Genomic DNA, 17109 nt, shown 5'->3' with positions numbered 1-17109 from the left:
TCCCCTCGGAGGGGCAGGGGGCTCAGCGGCGCGAGCGCAGCGCTCGGCCCACCTTCCGGACGAGGTCCGTCGGGTCCAGGGGGAGGGGGACGTAGTCGTATACGCCGCTCGCCACGGCGCGAGACATCAACGAAGTGCTCGATGTCAGCCCCTTCATGTTCAGGTCCGTGAGGACCACGTCGAAGGGTTGCTCCATCACCAGGGGCAGGGCCGCGTTGGGATCGGTCAGTGAGGTGACGGTGAAGCCGCGGCGCGTGAGGCGCGCCTGCAGCAACTCCACCATACTCGGATCGTCGTCGATGAGGAGGACTCGGCCGCTCGCGTGTCCTTCAAAGGGGGTGAGGAGGCTGAAGTGCGCCGTTTGACGGCGGATGACCTGAGGGCGGGTGCTCTCCGCCCTACCATATCGCCCCCCCCTCGCCCCGGACGTGGCCTGCTTTCTCCCCTGCTCGTCCCCGGAGTAGGGTGCCGGGCCCATGAGATCGCCCATCTCCAGCCTGTTCCTCGTGGGTCTGTTGGGGTGCTCCGCCGCGCGCACCCCGGCCGTGTCCGAGCCGCCAGCCGCGCGAGCCCAGGCTCCCCTGCCGTTCATCGAGGATGACTACGTGCGTGCCCTCGCGGAGGCGAAGGCGAGGGGCCTGCCCCTCTTCGTCGATACCTGGGCTCCCTGGTGTCACACCTGCCGCTCGATGAAGGCCTACGTCTTCACGGACGCGGCGCTCGCGAAGCACGCCGGGCGCTTCGTCTGGCTGGAGATCAACACCGACCTGCCGGGCAACGCGGTGTTCCAGGAGAAGTACCCGGTCGAGAGCTGGCCCACCTTCTTCATCATCGACCCGAAGGAGGAGAAGGCCCTGGTGCGCTTCGCGGGCAGCGCCACCGTGCCCCAGCTCGAGAAGCTCTTCGAGGATGGCGAGCGCGCCTTCCGAGGCGGAGCCGAGGGGCCGGAGGCCCTGCTGGCCCGGGGGGATGCCCTCTATGGCGAGGGCAAGGCGGCCGAGGCGGCGGACGTGCTCGCCCAGACCCTCGCCGAGGCACCGGCCGACTGGTCCCGCCGTGGCCGCGCGCTGGAGTCGCTCCTCGTCGCGCAATACGGGGCGAAGCGCCACGAGGTGTGCGCTCGGACGGCGCTGACGGAGCTGCCCCGGGTGCCGCACTCGGCCTCGTGGGCGAATGCGGCGGGCCTCGGCCTCATGTGCGTGTTGCAGGTGCCGGCCGGCACCCAGGGCGCGAAGGAACTCAAGGCGGCGCTGGAAGAGAAGGGGCGCGAGGCGCTCTCCCCGGACATCTCCATGCCGGCGGATGACCGCTCGGGCGTGTATGAGTTGCTCGTCGAGGCCCGCAGGGCGGCGGGTGACGAGCCCGGCGCGAAGGGGCTCGCCGAGCAGTGGCTCACCTTCCTCGAGGGTGAGGCGGCCCGGGCGCCGACGCCCGATGCGCGCACCGTGTTCGATTCACACCGCATGTCCGCGGCGCTGGTGTTGGGGACCCCGATGCGTGCGGTGCCGGCCATCGAGCAGAGCGAGAGGGACCTGCCGGACGACTACAACCCGCCCGCGCGCCTGGCCAACCTCTATCGGCGTTTGGGCCGGCTGGATGATGCGCTGGCCGCGAGCACCCGGGCCCTGGCGAAGGTGCAGGGAGGCCGGAGGCTGCGCGTGCTCTCGGAGCGGGCGGAGATCCACCTGGCCCGGGGCGAGCGCGACGTGGCCGTGCGCACGCTGGAGGACGCCATCACCTACGCGAAGACGCTCTCCGGGGCGCAGGCCTCCCCGCGCATGGTGGCCTCGCTCGAGAAGAAGCTGACGGAAGTGAAGGCGAAGTGAGCCTCGCGCTCGGGGTTACTCCTCGTCGAGCAGCTCACCCGGGTCGTTCTGCCACCGGGCGAGCTGCTCCTCGGTGGGGAATCCCTTCACCCGGTAGCGCTCCGGGTAGAGCCCCTCCACCGGTGTGAGGAGCTGTCCGGCCACCTTCTCCACCGCCTCCCACCGCGCGATGCCCACGGGGGGCGCCTCCTCGCCGAGCGTCGGGTCCATGAAGAAGATGACGTCGGTCCTCGGGAGGAGGGAGTCCACGCCCTTCAACCAGATGGCGTAGCTGATGCTGCGCTCGCGCTCGTCCTGGTACGGCGTATAGGCGGCCACGAAGACGTCCTCGCCCCGCTCCTCGTGGAGCTTCTCCAACTGCCGCGTCTGCTCGGCGTAGTCGCGCGCCCGGGTGTAGAGCTCCAACTGGCGGAAGTCCGCCCAGGCATTGCTGAGCCGCTCGGGCATGAAGGGCACCCATCCCCCGGGCGTGAGGCGCAGGGCGCGGCCGTCCATCGCGCGCGGAGCCATCACCGCCTTCATGGCCCTGCTGGCGACCTGGCGCAGCCCATCTTCGTCCTCGGAGCCGGTGATGAGGAGCAGATCCCGATGGGGCACGAGCACCACCGGCGCCCCGCGCACCTCGCAGCGGCGCACCACCTCGTCGAGCAGCAGGCGCGAGGCCGCGTAGTTGTCGTCCCAGGGGGATTGGCAGGTGCCGGGGGCGAGCTGCTCGAGGGGCTCGGTGCTGCGCTGGCGCAGGTTCTCCAGGGCCACGCCGAGCGCCTGGTCGAAGGAGACGCCCCAGCGGGACAGCTCCTCGGGCCCGAGGTAGCGCAGCGTCTCCGGCCCATCGAAGGCCAGGCCCACGCCGAGGATGGTGCCCAGGGGTCTCCAGGAGATGGGCACCGGCTTCTCGGCGCCGTCCTTCACCATCAGCCGCAGCTGCTCGAAGAAGGTGCGCCCGCGCACCACCGGCAGCAGGTCGGGCCGGGCCTCGGCGAACGTCTTCGGCATCTCCGGAAGCGCGCGCACGCGGGAGAGCCGGGTGAAGACCTCGTCCCGCTTTCGCGGAGAGGCGGCGAGGTACTCGTCGAAGAAGTTGGACAGGAACACCGTGCTCCCGTCCTTGTCGCCGAGCCGGAGCAGGAAGCCCTCGGCGTCATAATGGATGGCGCGCGTCTCACCCGCGGCGCGCAGGGCCTGGATGGCACGCTGGGCGAAGGCATCCCGCTCCGCCTGTTCCTCCGCGTCCTCCGCCAGACGTGCCTCCGCCTCTCTCTCCGGAGGGGTGCCCGCCCCCGTGCGCGAGTGTCCGGCACAACCACCGAGACCCAGGGCGCCCACGAGCGCCAGTCCCACGAAGCTCCGCGTCATCATCCCTGTCCTCCCCGGGGTGCGTCTTCCATCGGCCGTGCCGGTTCGCGGGCGTCGAGGTCGAAGAGCTCGAAGCGCTCCAACGGCGACTCGCGCATGCCGCCGTCGGTGAAGACGAGCACCGCCTCGCCAGGGCCGGTCGGGGGCGGGGGGCCGTGGCGGTAATGGAGGGTGGTGCCATCGGTGACGAGGTGGCGCAACACGCCGTCCCGGGTCTCCTCGAGGGGGAGCATGAGCAGCTCGCGGCTGCGCTTGTCGCGCGTGTGGCCCACCACCTGGACGAGGCCGGGTGGAAGCCGGTACGGGTCGAAGCGGCGCCGGGGCGTGGCGGCGCGCCAGGGCGCGTCCTCGGGGAGGAGGCTGGCGCGCTGGTAGAAGATGCCCCGGCCCTCGCCGTACGCGGCGCTGCCGGGGTGGTGCAGCCCGGGGATGGAGAAGGGGCCCTGCTTCCAGTCCGCCACCGCTTCGTCGAGCGCCCGGTTGAGCGTGTCCGCTACCGTGGGCGCGTGGGCCTGGAGGGACTCGGGCACCCCCACCAGGTGCAGGTCCTCCCGTGTGACGCCCGCGTGCAGCACGAGCAGGTGCTCCGCCGCGGCGTGGGCCACCCGGAAGCGCCCGGCGCGCAGCAGCCAGGCCACCCAGTCCCGTTGAATCTCGCGGAAGTTGCCGAAGTCGCGGGCCACCAGCTCGACGTTGGGCACCTCCGGGTAGTGGGAGAGGAACTCGCGCTCGCTCGCCTCGTCGGTGTCGTCCCCCCGGTAGAGGAGGTCCGCTCGAGCCTGGGCGGCGGCGAAGCGTGCGTCGGTGAAGCCGGCCAGCTCGCCCACCCGGCCCAGGTCGTGGTTGCCCAGCAGCAGCACCGCCTGGTCGGCCGGGTGCGCGGCCATCCAGGCGACCAGCCTCAGCGCGCTCGTGGCCATCTCCTCGCGCTCGTGGGCCTTGCCCCAGTCGAAGTGATCCCCCACCGACACGAGCTGGACCTCTGGCCGCAGCCAGCCATCCGCGCCGAGCAGGCCATGCCTGTCGAGCACGGCGAGGAAGCGGGTGATGTCCGCCTGCGGATCCCCGATGGCGAGGTGCCGGGGGCGGGGATGGCCGTCGGGCGGCGCCGAATGGGGGCCACGGTGGGCGGCCTCGGTGGCGCGGGCGAGGGCGGCCTCGATGCGGGGTGTGCTCACGCGCGCATCCTAGTCCCGCGGGCCCGACGGCGCCGCATCTCCTCCGCCGGGTGTGTCGTCCTCTGTCCGGTTGCCCGCCGGGCTCAGGAGGCCAGGAAGCACCGGGCGATGAGCGCCGAGCGGCTCTCCACCTGGGCCTTGGCCAGGATGCGGGTGACGTGGACCTCCACGGTGCGCTCCGCGCAACCCAGGTGCAGGGCGATGGCCTTGTTGGACTCACCGCGCACCAGCCGTCCGAGCACCTCCGTCTCACGCGCCGTGAGCCCCCAGCTCGCGCTCACCGAGTGCATGCGCGCGAAGGACTGCGCGGGCTCGCCCTGGATGACGGCCAGGTAGTGCGGGGGGACGCCCGCGAGGCGCAACGGCATGAAGGACAGCTGCTCCCCGGGCTCGCCGCGCAGGTATTTCCTCAGGGCCTCGGCCACGAGCTCCGCGTTCTGCCCGAGCCACGCCCTCCCCGCGTGGTTGGCATGCGCCACTCGGCCGGTGGCCGACACCACGAACGCCGGCTGGCCAATCGCCTCCAGCGCCCCCTCGAGCGCCGCGCTGAGCATCCCCGCCTCGCGCAGGCGCGACTCCACCTTCATCCTGCGCTGGATCGACGGGATGAGCTCCCTCATCAGGCTCACCTCCCGCGCCTCGAAGGGCGCCGAGCGCATCGCCCCCACCCACCCCAGCAGGGCCGGGCCGTCGCAGACGAGCACGCGCAGGAAGACCATCTGCTCCATCCCGATCACCCGGAGGAAGTCACCCATGACGGCGCGGACCTGGTCGTGCATCCGCGCCAGCTCTTCCGTGGCGATGCCGAGCTTCTTCCAGGGCGCGAGCCGCTCCTCCTGGAGGAGGAGCTCGACGGGGGTGTCCCTCCCGGGGACCTGGAATTGCAGCACCCGGTTGCGTTGGGAGGGCTCGGGACAGGCAGGATTGAAGTACCCCCACGGGTCGCGCCGTGCGCTGACGAGCCCCTTCAGACCCTCGAGGCGCTCCTCCAGAGTCATGGGAAAGCCAGAGATATGGAGGAAGCTCACCTGGTAGCGCTCGGGCCCGATGTCCACGCCATAGGCGAGTACTCGCTCCGCGTGCAGCATCTCCCGGAGCGAGTCCACCAGTGCTGGCAGGACGTCCACTCCAGGTTCCACCGTGTCTATCAGGGTGCGCAGGTCCCCCAGAAGCCGTTGATCCTGCGAAGTCAATGGTTCCACGCTGTTCCGAATATAGGCAGTGGTTCCAATGGAATGCCAAGGATCGATGCGTGAGGCGAAACACGGGGACGCGGGATGAGGGGGGCTATGTGTTTCCCCTCATCCCGCGTGGCCCCAACCTCAAACAATGATGATGCGCCGTTCGCTCTTTCCCGGCCGTGAATCGCTAGCGGACGGAGATTTCGCGCCGGAAGCGACGCCGCTCCGCCAGTGGGCGCGAGTACACGCCCGCCGCCGCGCCGATGAACATGCCGGCGGCGTTGAGCAGGCTCCAGCCCCAGAAGCCGAGGCCGTAGAAGAGGTAGAGCATGTCGGGCGTATCCCAACCATAGAGGAAGGCGAAGAGCGCGGGCACCGCCACCGAGGCGATGGCCGCCGCCGCGAACGCGCGGCCCCAGCGTCTGGCGAAGAAGCCGCCGAAGAGTCCACCCAGCAGGGCGTTGAGGCCCGGGATGAAGAAGGTGATGGAGCTGATCAACACCATGGTGAAGGCCCCGATGGCGACACCGCGGTGCCTGAGCTCCATGCCGTTGGCGGGCGTCTCGCGCACCAGCTCCTCGCGGTAGTTGCTCTCCACGATGTCGGGCAGGGGCTCGGTGGCGGTGGTGTGAATCATGGGTCCACCCTGGACCGGGTGCTCGCGCGTCCCCCGCTCGAGCACCTCACGGCGGGTCTGCGGCCTGGGGTTCTTGGGGTCGATGGTTTCGGACATGCGTGCTCTCCCGATGGGTGGGGGCGGAAGGCTCCGCCGCGGTTCTGGTGCTGTTGAAGATGTGACATCCCGTGGCGGGAGACAGGTGGGGGGGCCTCATTGGTGGCCGGGCATCCGGGCGGGCATGGCGGTGCTTGGCGACCAGCGGCCGGCCGGTATGCTGCGCCTCCCTCGTGCCCCTGCCTGCCTGGATGGAGTGAGCCATGCGTCCCATGCGTCCACTGCTGTGCGCCGCCGTGCTGTCCCTGGGCCTGTCGGCCTGCGTGTTGCGCCCGTACTACCGGCAGGTGCTGCCACCGGAGGTGTCCCGGCTCGAGCCCCGGGAGGCGCGAGGAGTGGAAGACGTGCTGTTGCGCGTGGTGGAGCCGGGGTATGAGCGGCCGATCTCCGGAGCGCGGGTGCTCCTCGGAACGGGCCAGGGGCGCGTCAACGTGACGAGCGACGTGAACGGCCTCATCCGGTTGCCGGTGACGCCGGAGCTGCTCGCGGAGAATCCGCTCGTGGAGGTGTCCCTGCCTCCTGGGGTGCGTGGCTACAGGCTCGAGCTGGTGATGCCGGAGTCCGAGCCGCCCCAGGAGTGAGTGGAAGTGGTACGTGAAGGCGACGCACGCTCGGGGCTGGGGTATCCTCTCCAGCCATGCGTCGCGCGTGGATCATCGGTTGTGTCCTGCTCCTCGCCGCCTGTTCGAACAAGGTGACGGACAGCGCGGTGGCCCTCACCATTACGTATCGGGGCTATACCCCGCTCTGCCTCCGGGTGACCGCCGAGGATGCAGCGGCCCCCGAGCGCAAGAGTGACGAGTTCATCCAGCGCGCCAAGCTGGCCTCGGACGAGGATCGGACGCTGATCGTCGCCGTGTACCGCGAGAAGAAGTGGAGCGAGCAGCTCCAGGTGGAGGTGGCCTCCTACGCCACGCCGGACTGCAGCGGCGCCGCCATCGAGACACGCCGCCTGGGCTCGGCGGTGACACTGCCCGCCAAGGGGAGCGTGCCGGCGACGCTCGAGCTGTTGGCCCAGGACGAGGACAAGGACGGCCATGCCGCCACCACCGGGAGCGACAGCGCCATTCGTGGCACGGACTGCAACGATGGCGATGCCAGCGTGAATCCCGATGCCCGGGCCGTGTGTGATGGAAAGGGCAGCCTCAACACCGACGTCAATTGCGACGGGAAGGCGGATTGCAACGGCTCGGCCTGCACGGGCGATGAGATGTGCGGCTCGGGCCACTGCGTGGCGGGCATCTGCTGCGACACCGCCTGCGACAATCCGGGGACGTGCCAGGGCGCGGGGTCGTGCGGCACGGGAACGTGTGTCTATTCGATCACCCCCAACGTGAGCTGTAACGACGAGAACGCGTGCACCACCGGGGACAAGTGCTCCGCGGAGGGCGTGTGCCAGGGCACGCCGAAGGTGTGTAACGCGCCGCCGAACTCCTGTTACACGACCGCGGGCACCTGTAATGCCGAGAAGGGTGGCGCGTGCGAATACGCCCCCCTGCCCGCGACGGCGACCTGCGACGACCGCAATCTCTGCACCGACAACGACAGGTGCGATGGAAATGGGACGTGCGGGGGCACGCCGAAGATGTGCAACACGCCGCCGAACTCCTGCTACGTGAACACGGGCACCTGCAATGCCTCGACGGGCGCGTGCAGCTACACCCCGCAGCCCGCGACGGTGACCTGCGACGACGGCAAGATCTGCACCGACAACGACAAGTGCGATGGAAACGGGACGTGCGCGGGTACGCCGAAGCCGTGCAACACGCCGCCGAACCAGTGCTATGCGAGCCCGGGAGCCTGCAACACCACGTCGGGCGTGTGCGAGTACGGCCCCCTGCCCAATGATTCGCCCTGCAGCGACGGCCGGGCCTGCACCTCGGACAAGTGCAATGGCTCGGGGTCCTGCATCAGCACGGACTACTGCCCGCCGCCGAACGAGTGCAAGACGGGCGGCTCCTGTGCCGCCGATGGTTCGTGTCAGTTCACGGTGGACACCACGAAGGTGGGCAAGGTGTGTCACGAGGCCGGAAACACGGGGACGTGTCTGCAGGATGGGACGTGCCAGTGGTTCAGGTACGCCGTCACGAACAACTTCAACCCGGCGGACATCGCGACCCACAACACCCTCGAGGACCTGAACATCGCGTGCAGTGCCACCTTCGATTCCACGGCGCGGACGTGGACGACGTCGGGATGCAGCTTCGTCACACCCACGCCCACGACGACCTCCGCCGACTATGTGGTGATTCCGGTCCGCAACCTGAACGTGAACGCGCCTCTGCGGGTGGTGGGATCGCGCCCGGTCATCCTGGCGGTGTATGGCGACGCCACGTTGAACAACGAGATTCGCGCCAACTCGGTCCTCTCGGAGACGCAGGTGGGCGCGGGGAGTGGGGTGCGGTGCGATGGACGGACGGGGGCGCAGGGCTTCGTCACGGGTGATGATGGGAGCGGGAGTGGGGGTGGCGGCTTCGCGACGAAGGGTGGCGACGGTGGCACCAATGAGGATGGGGTGACCGGTGGTTGGGGCGGTGGCGTCGCCGCGAGCGGATTCTCTCCATTGCTCGGTGGCTGCCAGGGCGGCGATGGCGTCGGTCCCAACCCAACGACCCCTGGCGTGGGAGGCGCGGGCGGTGGGTCGTTGCAGCTCTCGGTGGCGGGCAGGCTGACCCTGCGGAATGTGGTGACCGTCAGTGGAGCGGGGGGCAAGGGCGGCACTGCCGCCAACTCCAAGACGGCGAGTGGTGGAGGTGGCGGGAGCGGGGGAATGCTGGTGCTCGAAGCCGACCAGGTCGTCGTCGAAGCTCCCGCCATTCTCACCGCGAACGGGGGAGGGGGAGGCGAGGGCGCGAGTATTTTCGGATCGACGTCCTACAACGGGCGCAACGGGTCCGACGGGAGCACGTCTGGCAACACGCGAGCCCTGGGTGGCGCTGGTGGCGGGGATTACGGAGGCGATGGTGGGCAGGGGGCCGCGGGGGCTCTCAGTCCAACCAATGGTGGCAATGGTCGGGGGGATTATGGCGCTGGCGGTGGTGGCGGTGGTGCCGCCGGCCGCATCCTGCTGCGAGGCGTGACGAGCTGCTCCGTCGACGCGGTGAGCCTCATCAGCCCGGCGTACACGAAGGACGGACGCTGCCCGTAATCGGCACAGTCACCTTGCCCCGGTAGAGGTCCGGAGCGAACGTGGTGAAGCCCTCGCGGGCCAGCCGGTCCGCCACGCCGCGAATGTGGTCCGTGAGGCCCCACCACTCGTGGATGCTGACCACCGCGCCGCGGCTGGTACCGCCCTCGGCCGCCCTCGGGTTGCCCGGGAGCTCCGCTCCGTTCGCCGAGGTCAGCTTCGCCTGTCCCGCCATGTGCACAATCTCCCTGTGTGGGTCTGGAATGGGCGCAGCTTGGAGCTGGCGGGCAGGAGGAACGCCAGCGTCAGACAGGCTCCACCGCAGGCCCTCAAGCGGAGTCCCATTCCCATCGAGCGCAGTGTCGCACGAGCCGGCCCGGTGGGGGCGTGCCGCGGATTGAATCGATCCGCGGGAGCTCCGTCAGAAGGAGCAAGAACGATGGATGGGAGGACACGACGATGGCGCTCCATCATGGGTTCTTCCCGGACGCCTCGGCCCTCAGGGCCGGGGCGTTCGTCTTGCGGGTTCCCGTCCCCCGGAGCCACCGGCTGGTTGGGACGCACGCCCGGTGGAAAAGTTGCTCGGGCCGGACGTCGGCGGTTCTCCACTGGACAGGAGCGCGCGGGTGTCCGACTGCCCCTGAGGCGGAAGCCGGGGTAGAGTCCCGGGCGTGTCCCTCCACGAGCCTCTCCTTGGCGTCCTCCTGGTACCCGCGGCCTCGGCCGAGCGCGAGCCGCTCGCTCGTGCCTCGGCCCAGGCGGGATTGCGCGTGGTGGAGACGCCGGAGCAGGCCACCATCGGACTGGTGGACCTCACGGCGCCGGAGGGGTCCTCCGCGCTCTCGGCGCTGCTCGCCACGCCCGCGGGGGCCCGGCTCTCCCTGGTGGCCCTGGTGGAGCCGACGGAAGCCGCCTTCGCCACGCTGGAGTCCCTGAAGCCCGCGGAGGTGATGACCGCTGGGGGCGCGCCGTACGAGCTCGCCTGGAGGCTGCGCCGCGTCGCCGAGCGGCACCGCGAGCGCCAGGAGCTCATGCGGCGGCAGCAGGACCTGTCGCTGCTGGTGGAGCTCACCGCGGACTACGCCGAGAGCCTCGACGTGGAGGCGCTCCTGCACGACGTCACCCGCAGGCTCGCCGAGCGGCTCGGCATTGGCCGGGCCGCGCTGGTGATGTTGGACCGCAACGGGGAGGGAGCCCGGGTGGTGGCGGCCAGCGACGCTCCCGGCCTGGAGGACACGCGCATCGACCTGGAGCGCTACCCGGAGGTCCGCGAGGCGGCGCGCACGGGCAGGTCCGTCGTCGTGGAGGACGCCTCCAACCACCCGCTGCTGGAGGGCGTGCAGAACGAGGTGGCCGCGCGGGGCATCCACACGCTCGCGGCGCTGCCCCTGCACATCCGGGGCGAGGTGCGCGGGGTGCTGCTGCTGCGCGCCTCGGGAGGAGACCGGCGCACCTTCGCCCCGCACGAGCTCGACTTCCTCAACACGGTGGCGCACGCCACGGCGGTGGCGCTGCGCAACGCCTCGTTGCTGCAGTCGGTGCGTGGGCAGACCGAGCGCGAGATGTCGGCGCGCATCGCCGCCGAGGCCAAGGCCGCCTCGCTGGAGACGTACCACCTCTTCTTCGCCAACGTGCGCGAGGGCGTGGCCATCCTCGATGACCGGGCGTGCGTGCTCAGCCTCAACCCCGCGGGCGAGTCCATCCTGGAGACGCCCTCCGAGTCCGCGTATGGCCGCCACCTGGTGGAGGTGACGCACCCGCTGGACGAGACGGTGCTGATGGAGTTGGTGACGGCGGCCCGGCGCGGCGAGTCCCGCTCGGACGTGGACATGATGGTGCGCGCCCCCGGGGGCCGGCGTCTCACGTTGAGCTTCTCCGCGGCCCCGCTGGAGGATGGCCGCCGTGCCATCATCCTCTCCTTCCGGGACGTGACGCAGGCGCGCCAGTTGGCCGACGAGCTGCACCACACCAAGGACTTCCTGGAGCGGCTCATCGACTCCTCGGTGGACGCCATCGTCTCCGCGGACATGAGGGGCCACGTCATCCTCTTCAACAAGGGAGCCGAGGCCCTCTTCGGCTACACCGCGCAGCAGGCGCTGGGCGGCATGCACGTGAACCAGCTCTACCCGCCCGGGGTGGCTCGCGGCATCATGCGTCAGCTGCGCAGTCCGGACTTCGGCGGGCGCGGCCGGCTGTCGGTGTGCCGCCAGGACGTCGTCAACCGGCTGGGACAGCTGGTGCCGGTGAACATGACGGCCTCCATCATCTACGAGGGAGGCCGCGAGGTGGCCAGTGTGGGCATCTTCACGGACCTGCGCGACCGCATGGAGCTGGAGCGCAAGCTGTCGGACGTGGAGAACCGCCTGGAGGAGAGCGAGAAGAACGCCGTCATCGTCGCGCTGGCCGGCACCGCCGCCCACGAGCTCAACCAGCCCCTCACCTCGGTGATGGGCTACGCGGAGTTGCTCAAGCGCAGGCTCAAGGAGGAGGACTCGTCCTACAAGCCCGTGGACATCATCTACCGTGAGGCCGAGCGCATGGCGGAGATCGTCCGGAAGATTGGTCGTATCACCCGTTACGAGACGAAAGCCTACATGGGGTCCCAGCAGATCCTGGACCTCGACAAAGCCAGCTCCCATGACGACTGAGTCGCGTCGCGTGTCCTTGCCCGAGGGGCCCTCGGCCGAGGACTTCCGAGCCTTCTTCGAAACGGTGGAGCTGCCCTCGGCGCTTTGCGACACGGGGCTGCGGCTGCAGCTGGGCAACACCGCCTTCGCGCGTTTCTGCTTCGACCATGGGCTGACGGTGGAGCAGATGATGGAGTCGCTGTCGGGGGCGCGGGTTCCCGACGACGGGGCCTCGTGCGTGGTGGAGGTGCCGCTGCCGCAGGGGGGCGTGGTGGTGATGGAGCTGGCGCGGCGGGGGGCGTGTGTCTCGGTGGTGGGTCGGCGCGAGTCGGAGCTGATGCGCGGCCAGCTGGTGGTGGTGGAGCAGGCGCTGCTGGAGCAGGCGCGCACCGAGGGTGTGCTGTTGGACCTGGGCCGCAGCGTCGCCGAGGCGGGCAGCGAGGAGGAGCTGGTGGCGGCGGTGGCCCGCGGGGTGAAGGAGCTGTTCCCCGGGCGGACCTTCTGCATCCGCATCATCGACGCGCGCACCGGCGTGCTGACGAGCCTCTATGCCGAGGGCCGGCTGAAGGAGGGCTCACGCGAGCCGCTGGTGCTCAAGCGCAGCGCGGTGGGCAAGCTGCACCTTTCGGCGGACGCCATCCCGGAGGGCAGGGTGGTGGTGGCCGCGCAGGTGCCGCTGCTCTTCGAGAGCAGCACGGGTGGGGTGAGCGCGCCGCTGGTGGCCAGCGGGCAGCTCTACGGCGTCATCAACCTGGAGTACCCCGCCACGCTGCGCGAGGACGTGGACCTGGCGCAGGACGAGCGGGTGCTGGTGCAGCTGGCCAACCAGGTGGCGGTGGCGGTGAAGAACGCCAAGCTCATCGACGAGCTGACGTTCGTGCGCAAGTACCTGGAGGAGCTGCTGGAGAAGGCCAACGCGCTCATCCTGGTGGCCAACCGGGACAAGAAGGTGGTCGTCTTCAACCAGGCCATCAGCCGCCTCACGGGCTTCGCCAAGGAAGAGGTGCTGGGGCAGGACGTCTTCACGCTGGTGCCCGAGGACGAGCACCTGCGGCTGGCCTCGGTGCTGGCGGCGGCCCTGCGGGGCGAGCCGGTGCCCAACTTCGAGCTGCGGCTGCTCACGCGCACGGGCGAGGCGCGCGTCTCGTTCGCCACCTCCTCGGCGCTCACCTCCCAGGGGGAGGTGGAGGGTGTCATGGCCATCGGGCAGGACGTCACGGTGGTGGAGCAGCTGGAGCAGCGGGTCATCCACGCGGAGAAGCTGGCCTCCATGGGGCAGCTCGCGGCGAGCGTGGCGCATGAAATCAACAACCCGATGACGGCCGTGGTGATGAGCGCGGAGTCGCTGCTGCAACGCGCCATGATGATGGGGAGCGCGGGGGCGGCGGACGCGGAGAAGCTGCGGAAGATACTGGAGAGTGGCCAGCGGATCCTCCGCTTCACGAGGGATCTGACGTCGTACGCGCGGCCGGCGAAGGACAAGCCGGAGCGGGTGCAGCTCAACGCGCTTCTGGACAGGGCCCTGGGCTACTGCGAGCACGTGGTGACGCAGGCCAGGGTGAAGGTGGAGCGCGACTACGGGGAGCTACCGCCGCTGTCGGCGGTGCCGGCCAACCTGGAGCAGGTGTTCGTCAACCTCATCACCAACGCATGCCATGCGATGCAGCCGGGGGGGCAGATATGCCTGCGGACGCGGCGCGAGGGGCGCGAGGCGGTGGTGTGGGTCAAGGACACCGGTAGTGGCATCGACCCGGCGAACCTCTCACGCATCTTCGAGCCCTTCTTCACCACGAAGATGGAGGGGAGGGGAACGGGGCTGGGGCTCTCCATCGTGCAGCGCATCGTGGAGAAGCACGGGGGCCAGCTGCGCGTGGAGAGCGCGCTGGGCCAGGGCACGACCTTCACCGTGCGTCTACCGCTCGCGGACTGAGCCCCCCACCCTCTCCCCCCGGGAGAGGGACGGGGTGAGGGTATCTCGCCCCCCGGCCCACACCTGCGGGTCAACCCTCGGATCCGTCGTCCAGCTCGCGGGTGAAATCCTCCTTGGTGAGGAGTCCCTTGCGCGCCATGATGCGCATGAGGGCCCAGAACTTGCGTTCCAGCTCCTCCACCGGGTCCTCCGCCACGGGGGCGGCGGGCAACACGTCGCCGAACAGCGAGTCCAGCTCGGCGCTGATGTCGCCGGCGCGCTTCGCCGCGGAGGGCCGGGACTGATCCCTCCTGCGGCGCCGTTGCTGCTCGCGCTGCTGGATGAGCTCCTCGAGCGAGACGCGGCGGGTGTGCTCCCCGGGGGGCAGCTCCTCGCCGACGATGATCTCCTCGACGTCGTCCTCGTTCGCCTCGGGGACGGGCTCCGGAGCCGCGGGGGCCCGGTGGTAGTAGCGCTGGATGGCGGCGCGCACGGTGGACAGGGGCGCCACGCGCGGGCTCACCTTGAGGCCGGTGGTGAACTCCATCTCCTGGATGGCGGCGGAGTCGAGCGGGTCGGCCATGGCCACCACCAGCAGCCGGCGCCCGCCCAGGGTCTCCAGGGCCACGGGGAACAGCTCGTGCTGCTCGCAGAAGCGCGGGCGCAGCAGGTGGATGGCGCTCCAGTCCGGGGTCCGGGCCGTCAGATCCATCACCGGCACGCCCAGGGCCTCGCTGAGCGCGTGGGCCAGGGTCTTCTCGGTGATGGCGCCCAGCGACACCAGCGCGGCCCCCAGCCGCTGATGGGTCCGCTGTTGCGCGTGGAGCGCCGCTTCCAACTGGGCCGCGGTGATCGCCCCCCTCTCCAGGAGCAGCTCGCCGATCCGCTTTCGAGCCATGATCCGGCCGCCCTTAGCCCCACCCCCGGATGTCGTCAAGCAGGCGACCCATCACGGTGGGAACTGTCCGTCCGCCATCACACCTGCCGGCCTATCAGTGTCTGATCACAAAATTCTCATGAGATTTCAGCAACTAAGAGCACTGGCCGTGCCTTGACACCCATGAGATGCCGTTCCTAAAGTCCGGCGTCCATTCATGCCAATCCCGGGCGGCAAGCCATGTGGGAGTCCGCATGGGGAACTACCTGGAAGGCAAGGCCCGCCACGTCGGGCACGCCCCTCTCTGGAGGCCATAAAGCAATGAACACGGGGTTTTTGACGAATCTGACCATCCTCGCCAACGCCGGAGGCCCCGAGCGCGGCTTCTTCGAGGAAGTCGCCAAGCGCTGGGAGGCGGGTCAGTGGGGTATGTACCCCATCGCCGTCTGCCTGGTGTTTGCGCTGGCCATCATGATCGAGCGCGGTATCGTTCTGTTCGGCAAGGCGGCCATCAACAAGGACGCGTTCCTGCGCGGCCTGAAGAAGCACATCTACGCCGGTGACCTGGACAAGGCCATCAACTACGTGGCCGGCCAGAAGCAGACGCCGCTCACTCAGGTCATCAAGGCCGGCCTGATGAACGTTCCCAAGGGCGAGGAAGAGGTCCAGGCCGCGCTCGACGAGGCCAGCCTGCGTGAGACGCCGAAGATCGAGGCCCGCACCGGTTACCTCGCCATGCTCGGCAACGCGGCGATGCTCGCCGGTCTGCTCGGTACGGTGTCCGGTCTGATCGCCTGCTTCGAGGCCGTGGCCAACGTGAACCCGGCCGACAAGGCGACCATTCTCGCCAACGGTATTTCCGAAGCCATGAACTGCACCGGCTTCGGTCTGCTCACGGCCATTCCCGCCGTCGTGGCCTTCTCCATCCTCTCGGGCCGCGCCACCTCCATCGTCAACGACATCAACGAGACGAGCGTCGCCGTCCTCAACCTGATCGTCAACAACCGCGACAAGTTCAAGAACGCCACGGTCTCCGCGGCGGCCGGCCGTCACGACGAGGAGTAGTCGCTCCTTTCGGAACCCGGAAACGGGGCGCGGTGTCGGTGGGTTTGACGCGCGCCCTTCTTCATTGAACGTCGTACCAAGCGCGGTCGGAAGGAGAGCTCCATGGCCGGCGGAATGGACCTGGGGGGAGGCAAAGGCAAGAAGTCGCTCGACGTTGCCATCAACCTCACCCCCTTCATCGACCTGATGGCGGTGACCATCAGCTTCCTCATCATGACGGCGGTCTGGACCCAGATTGGCCGGCTCCAGGTGGCTCAGGCCGGAGGCCCGGCCACCGAGGACGAGCAGAAGCAGGAGGAGCAGACCAAGACGGTCCAGCTCACCCTGTTCGTCACGCCCACGGAGCTGCGCCTGGTCGCCGACCAGAGCGAGTTCCCGGCCATCGAGGCCAAGCGCGGCGGCAACGGCAAGCTGGACCTGGCGCCGTTGCTGGCCCGGTTCAAGGAACTCAAGGCCCAGTTCCCGGACCAGTCGGCCATCACGCTGCAGACCGAGGACAAGGTCAAGTACGACGACCTGGTGCGCATCATCGACCAGTGCATCGGCGCCGGCCTGCCCCAGGTCTCGGTGTCCGCCATCATGGGTTAGGAAAGAGACGCGACCATGCCCATCAAGGCTCCCGGTAAGCGGTACTGCAAGCGCCTGCAGCACTCGAAGGTGTTCGGCCACGGCGCGCACCACGGCAAGCACGGCGGCAACGCGGACGTGCTCATCACGCCGCTGGTCGACATGTTCGTGATCATCGTGCTCTTCCTCATCGCCAACTTCTCGGCGACGGGCGAGGTGCTGATGATGACCAAGGACATCCAGCTCCCCGAGGCGAGCAACGTCAAGGAGGTGGAGATGCACCCCGTGGTGATGGTGTCGGGAGAGGAAGTCTCCATCTCCGGCACCGTCGTCGGCCGGGTGCAGGATCTGGTGAAGGAGGAGTACCTCAACATCCCCGCGCTGGAGGAGAAGCTGCGGGACATGAAGAAGCAGTTCGAGGACCTCCACGCCATGGCCCAGGACACCACCAACACCTTCAAGGGTGACGTGAACATCCAGGCCCACAAGGACGTGGAGTTCTCCATCATCAAGCGGGTGATGTTCAGCTGCGCCAGCGCCGGCTACAACAACATCAACTTCGCCACCCTCCAGAAGGGCGAGGCGGGCGCTGGTGGCGAGTCCACGGCCGCCGCCACCCCGTAACAGGCCTCACCTCGGGCGTTGCGCCCGAAAAGCCCGCGC

At 69.4% G+C, this 17109-nt stretch carries 15 protein-coding genes; 8 read left to right on the top strand and 7 right to left on the bottom strand.

The annotated features are described in order from the left end of the window. Positions 1 to 22: 22 nt before the first annotated feature. Positions 23 to 283: a hypothetical protein gene (locus tag JQX13_RS53805; RefSeq protein ID WP_239014624.1), complete on the bottom strand. Its 261-nt coding sequence runs from the start codon at positions 281 to 283 to the stop codon at positions 23 to 25. A 193-nt stretch (positions 284 to 476) separates the two neighbouring features. Between JQX13_RS53805 and JQX13_RS08740 the strand changes: the two genes are divergently transcribed. Next, entirely contained in the window at positions 477 to 1826 is a 1350-nt protein-coding gene (locus JQX13_RS08740; protein ID WP_203408588.1) for a thioredoxin family protein, read from the top strand. A 15-nt stretch (positions 1827 to 1841) separates the two neighbouring features. On the opposite strand, the gene JQX13_RS08735 is transcribed toward JQX13_RS08740, so the two are convergent. The 4 genes from JQX13_RS08735 to JQX13_RS08720 all read right to left on the bottom strand — a co-directional run bounded on the left by JQX13_RS08735 (position 1842) and on the right by JQX13_RS08720 (position 6274). Next, complete coding sequence (locus tag JQX13_RS08735) at positions 1842 to 3185, bottom strand: hypothetical protein (protein WP_203408587.1); 1344 nt, start codon at positions 3183 to 3185, stop codon at positions 1842 to 1844. Then, positions 3182 to 4360 carry a metallophosphoesterase gene (locus JQX13_RS08730; RefSeq protein ID WP_203408586.1) on the bottom strand — a complete coding sequence of 393 codons (1179 nt, stop codon included), beginning with the start codon at positions 4358 to 4360 and terminating at the stop codon, positions 3182 to 3184. The genes JQX13_RS08735 and JQX13_RS08730 overlap by 4 nt, the downstream gene beginning before the upstream one ends. A gap of 83 nt (positions 4361 to 4443) precedes the next feature. After that, entirely contained in the window at positions 4444 to 5487 is a 1044-nt protein-coding gene (locus JQX13_RS08725; protein ID WP_239014623.1) for a helix-turn-helix transcriptional regulator, read from the bottom strand. Positions 5488 to 5728: 241 nt separating this feature from the next. Then, the gene (locus tag JQX13_RS08720; protein WP_203408584.1) at positions 5729 to 6274 is read right to left on the bottom strand and encodes a hypothetical protein; all 546 of its coding nucleotides are present in this window, start codon (positions 6272 to 6274) and stop codon (positions 5729 to 5731) included. A 203-nt stretch (positions 6275 to 6477) separates the two neighbouring features. On the opposite strand from JQX13_RS08720, the gene JQX13_RS08715 reads away from it, so the two are divergent. Both JQX13_RS08715 and JQX13_RS08710 read left to right on the top strand, forming a co-directional pair. Further along, on the top strand, positions 6478 to 6855 hold the full coding sequence (locus tag JQX13_RS08715) for a hypothetical protein (protein ID WP_203408583.1): 378 nt from the start codon (positions 6478 to 6480) through the stop codon (positions 6853 to 6855). A 56-nt stretch (positions 6856 to 6911) separates the two neighbouring features. Next, on the top strand, positions 6912 to 9422 hold the full coding sequence (locus tag JQX13_RS08710; RefSeq protein ID WP_203408582.1) for a putative metal-binding motif-containing protein: 2511 nt from the start codon (positions 6912 to 6914) through the stop codon (positions 9420 to 9422). Here JQX13_RS08710 and JQX13_RS08705 read toward each other — a convergent pair. After that, positions 9385 to 9636, bottom strand: coding sequence for a dienelactone hydrolase family protein (locus JQX13_RS08705; RefSeq protein ID WP_203408581.1), 252 nt, complete (start codon positions 9634 to 9636; stop codon positions 9385 to 9387). The two genes, JQX13_RS08710 and JQX13_RS08705, sit on opposite strands and share 38 nt — an antisense overlap. A 436-nt stretch (positions 9637 to 10072) precedes the next feature. Between JQX13_RS08705 and JQX13_RS08700 the strand changes: the two genes are divergently transcribed. Both JQX13_RS08700 and JQX13_RS08695 read left to right on the top strand, forming a co-directional pair. Beyond that, positions 10073 to 12049, top strand: a complete 1977-nt coding sequence (locus tag JQX13_RS08700) for a PAS domain S-box protein (protein ID WP_203408580.1) — start codon at positions 10073 to 10075, stop codon at positions 12047 to 12049. After that, positions 12039 to 13958, top strand: coding sequence for a sensor histidine kinase (locus JQX13_RS08695; protein ID WP_203408579.1), 1920 nt, complete (start codon positions 12039 to 12041; stop codon positions 13956 to 13958). Before JQX13_RS08700 ends, JQX13_RS08695 begins: the two co-directional genes overlap by 11 nt. 70 nt (positions 13959 to 14028) lie before the next feature. Here the strand turns inward: JQX13_RS08695 and JQX13_RS08690 are convergent, their stop codons facing one another. Further along, the gene (locus tag JQX13_RS08690) at positions 14029 to 14835 is read right to left on the bottom strand and encodes a general secretion pathway protein GspE (RefSeq protein ID WP_203408578.1); all 807 of its coding nucleotides are present in this window, start codon (positions 14833 to 14835) and stop codon (positions 14029 to 14031) included. Positions 14836 to 15135: 300 nt separating this feature from the next. On the opposite strand from JQX13_RS08690, the gene JQX13_RS08685 reads away from it, so the two are divergent. From JQX13_RS08685 to JQX13_RS08675, 3 genes are all read left to right on the top strand, one after another. After that, positions 15136 to 15879 carry a MotA/TolQ/ExbB proton channel family protein gene (locus tag JQX13_RS08685; RefSeq protein ID WP_203408577.1) on the top strand — a complete coding sequence of 248 codons (744 nt, stop codon included), beginning with the start codon at positions 15136 to 15138 and terminating at the stop codon, positions 15877 to 15879. Between the two features lie 102 nt (positions 15880 to 15981). Next, positions 15982 to 16467 carry an ExbD/TolR family protein gene (locus tag JQX13_RS08680; protein WP_203408576.1) on the top strand — a complete coding sequence of 162 codons (486 nt, stop codon included), beginning with the start codon at positions 15982 to 15984 and terminating at the stop codon, positions 16465 to 16467. Positions 16468 to 16482: 15 nt separating this feature from the next. Further along, positions 16483 to 17070 (top strand): ExbD/TolR family protein, encoded by a 588-nt coding sequence (locus tag JQX13_RS08675; RefSeq protein WP_203408575.1) that lies wholly within the window; start codon positions 16483 to 16485, stop codon positions 17068 to 17070. The last annotated feature ends 39 nt before the right edge of the window (positions 17071 to 17109 follow it).

It is taken from the genome of Archangium violaceum, from assembly GCF_016859125.1.
Classification (GTDB): domain Bacteria; phylum Myxococcota; class Myxococcia; order Myxococcales; family Myxococcaceae; genus Archangium; species Archangium violaceum_A.
Note: the sequence above shows the minus strand (reverse complement) of the source record. Positions and strands in the feature narration are given on the sequence as shown.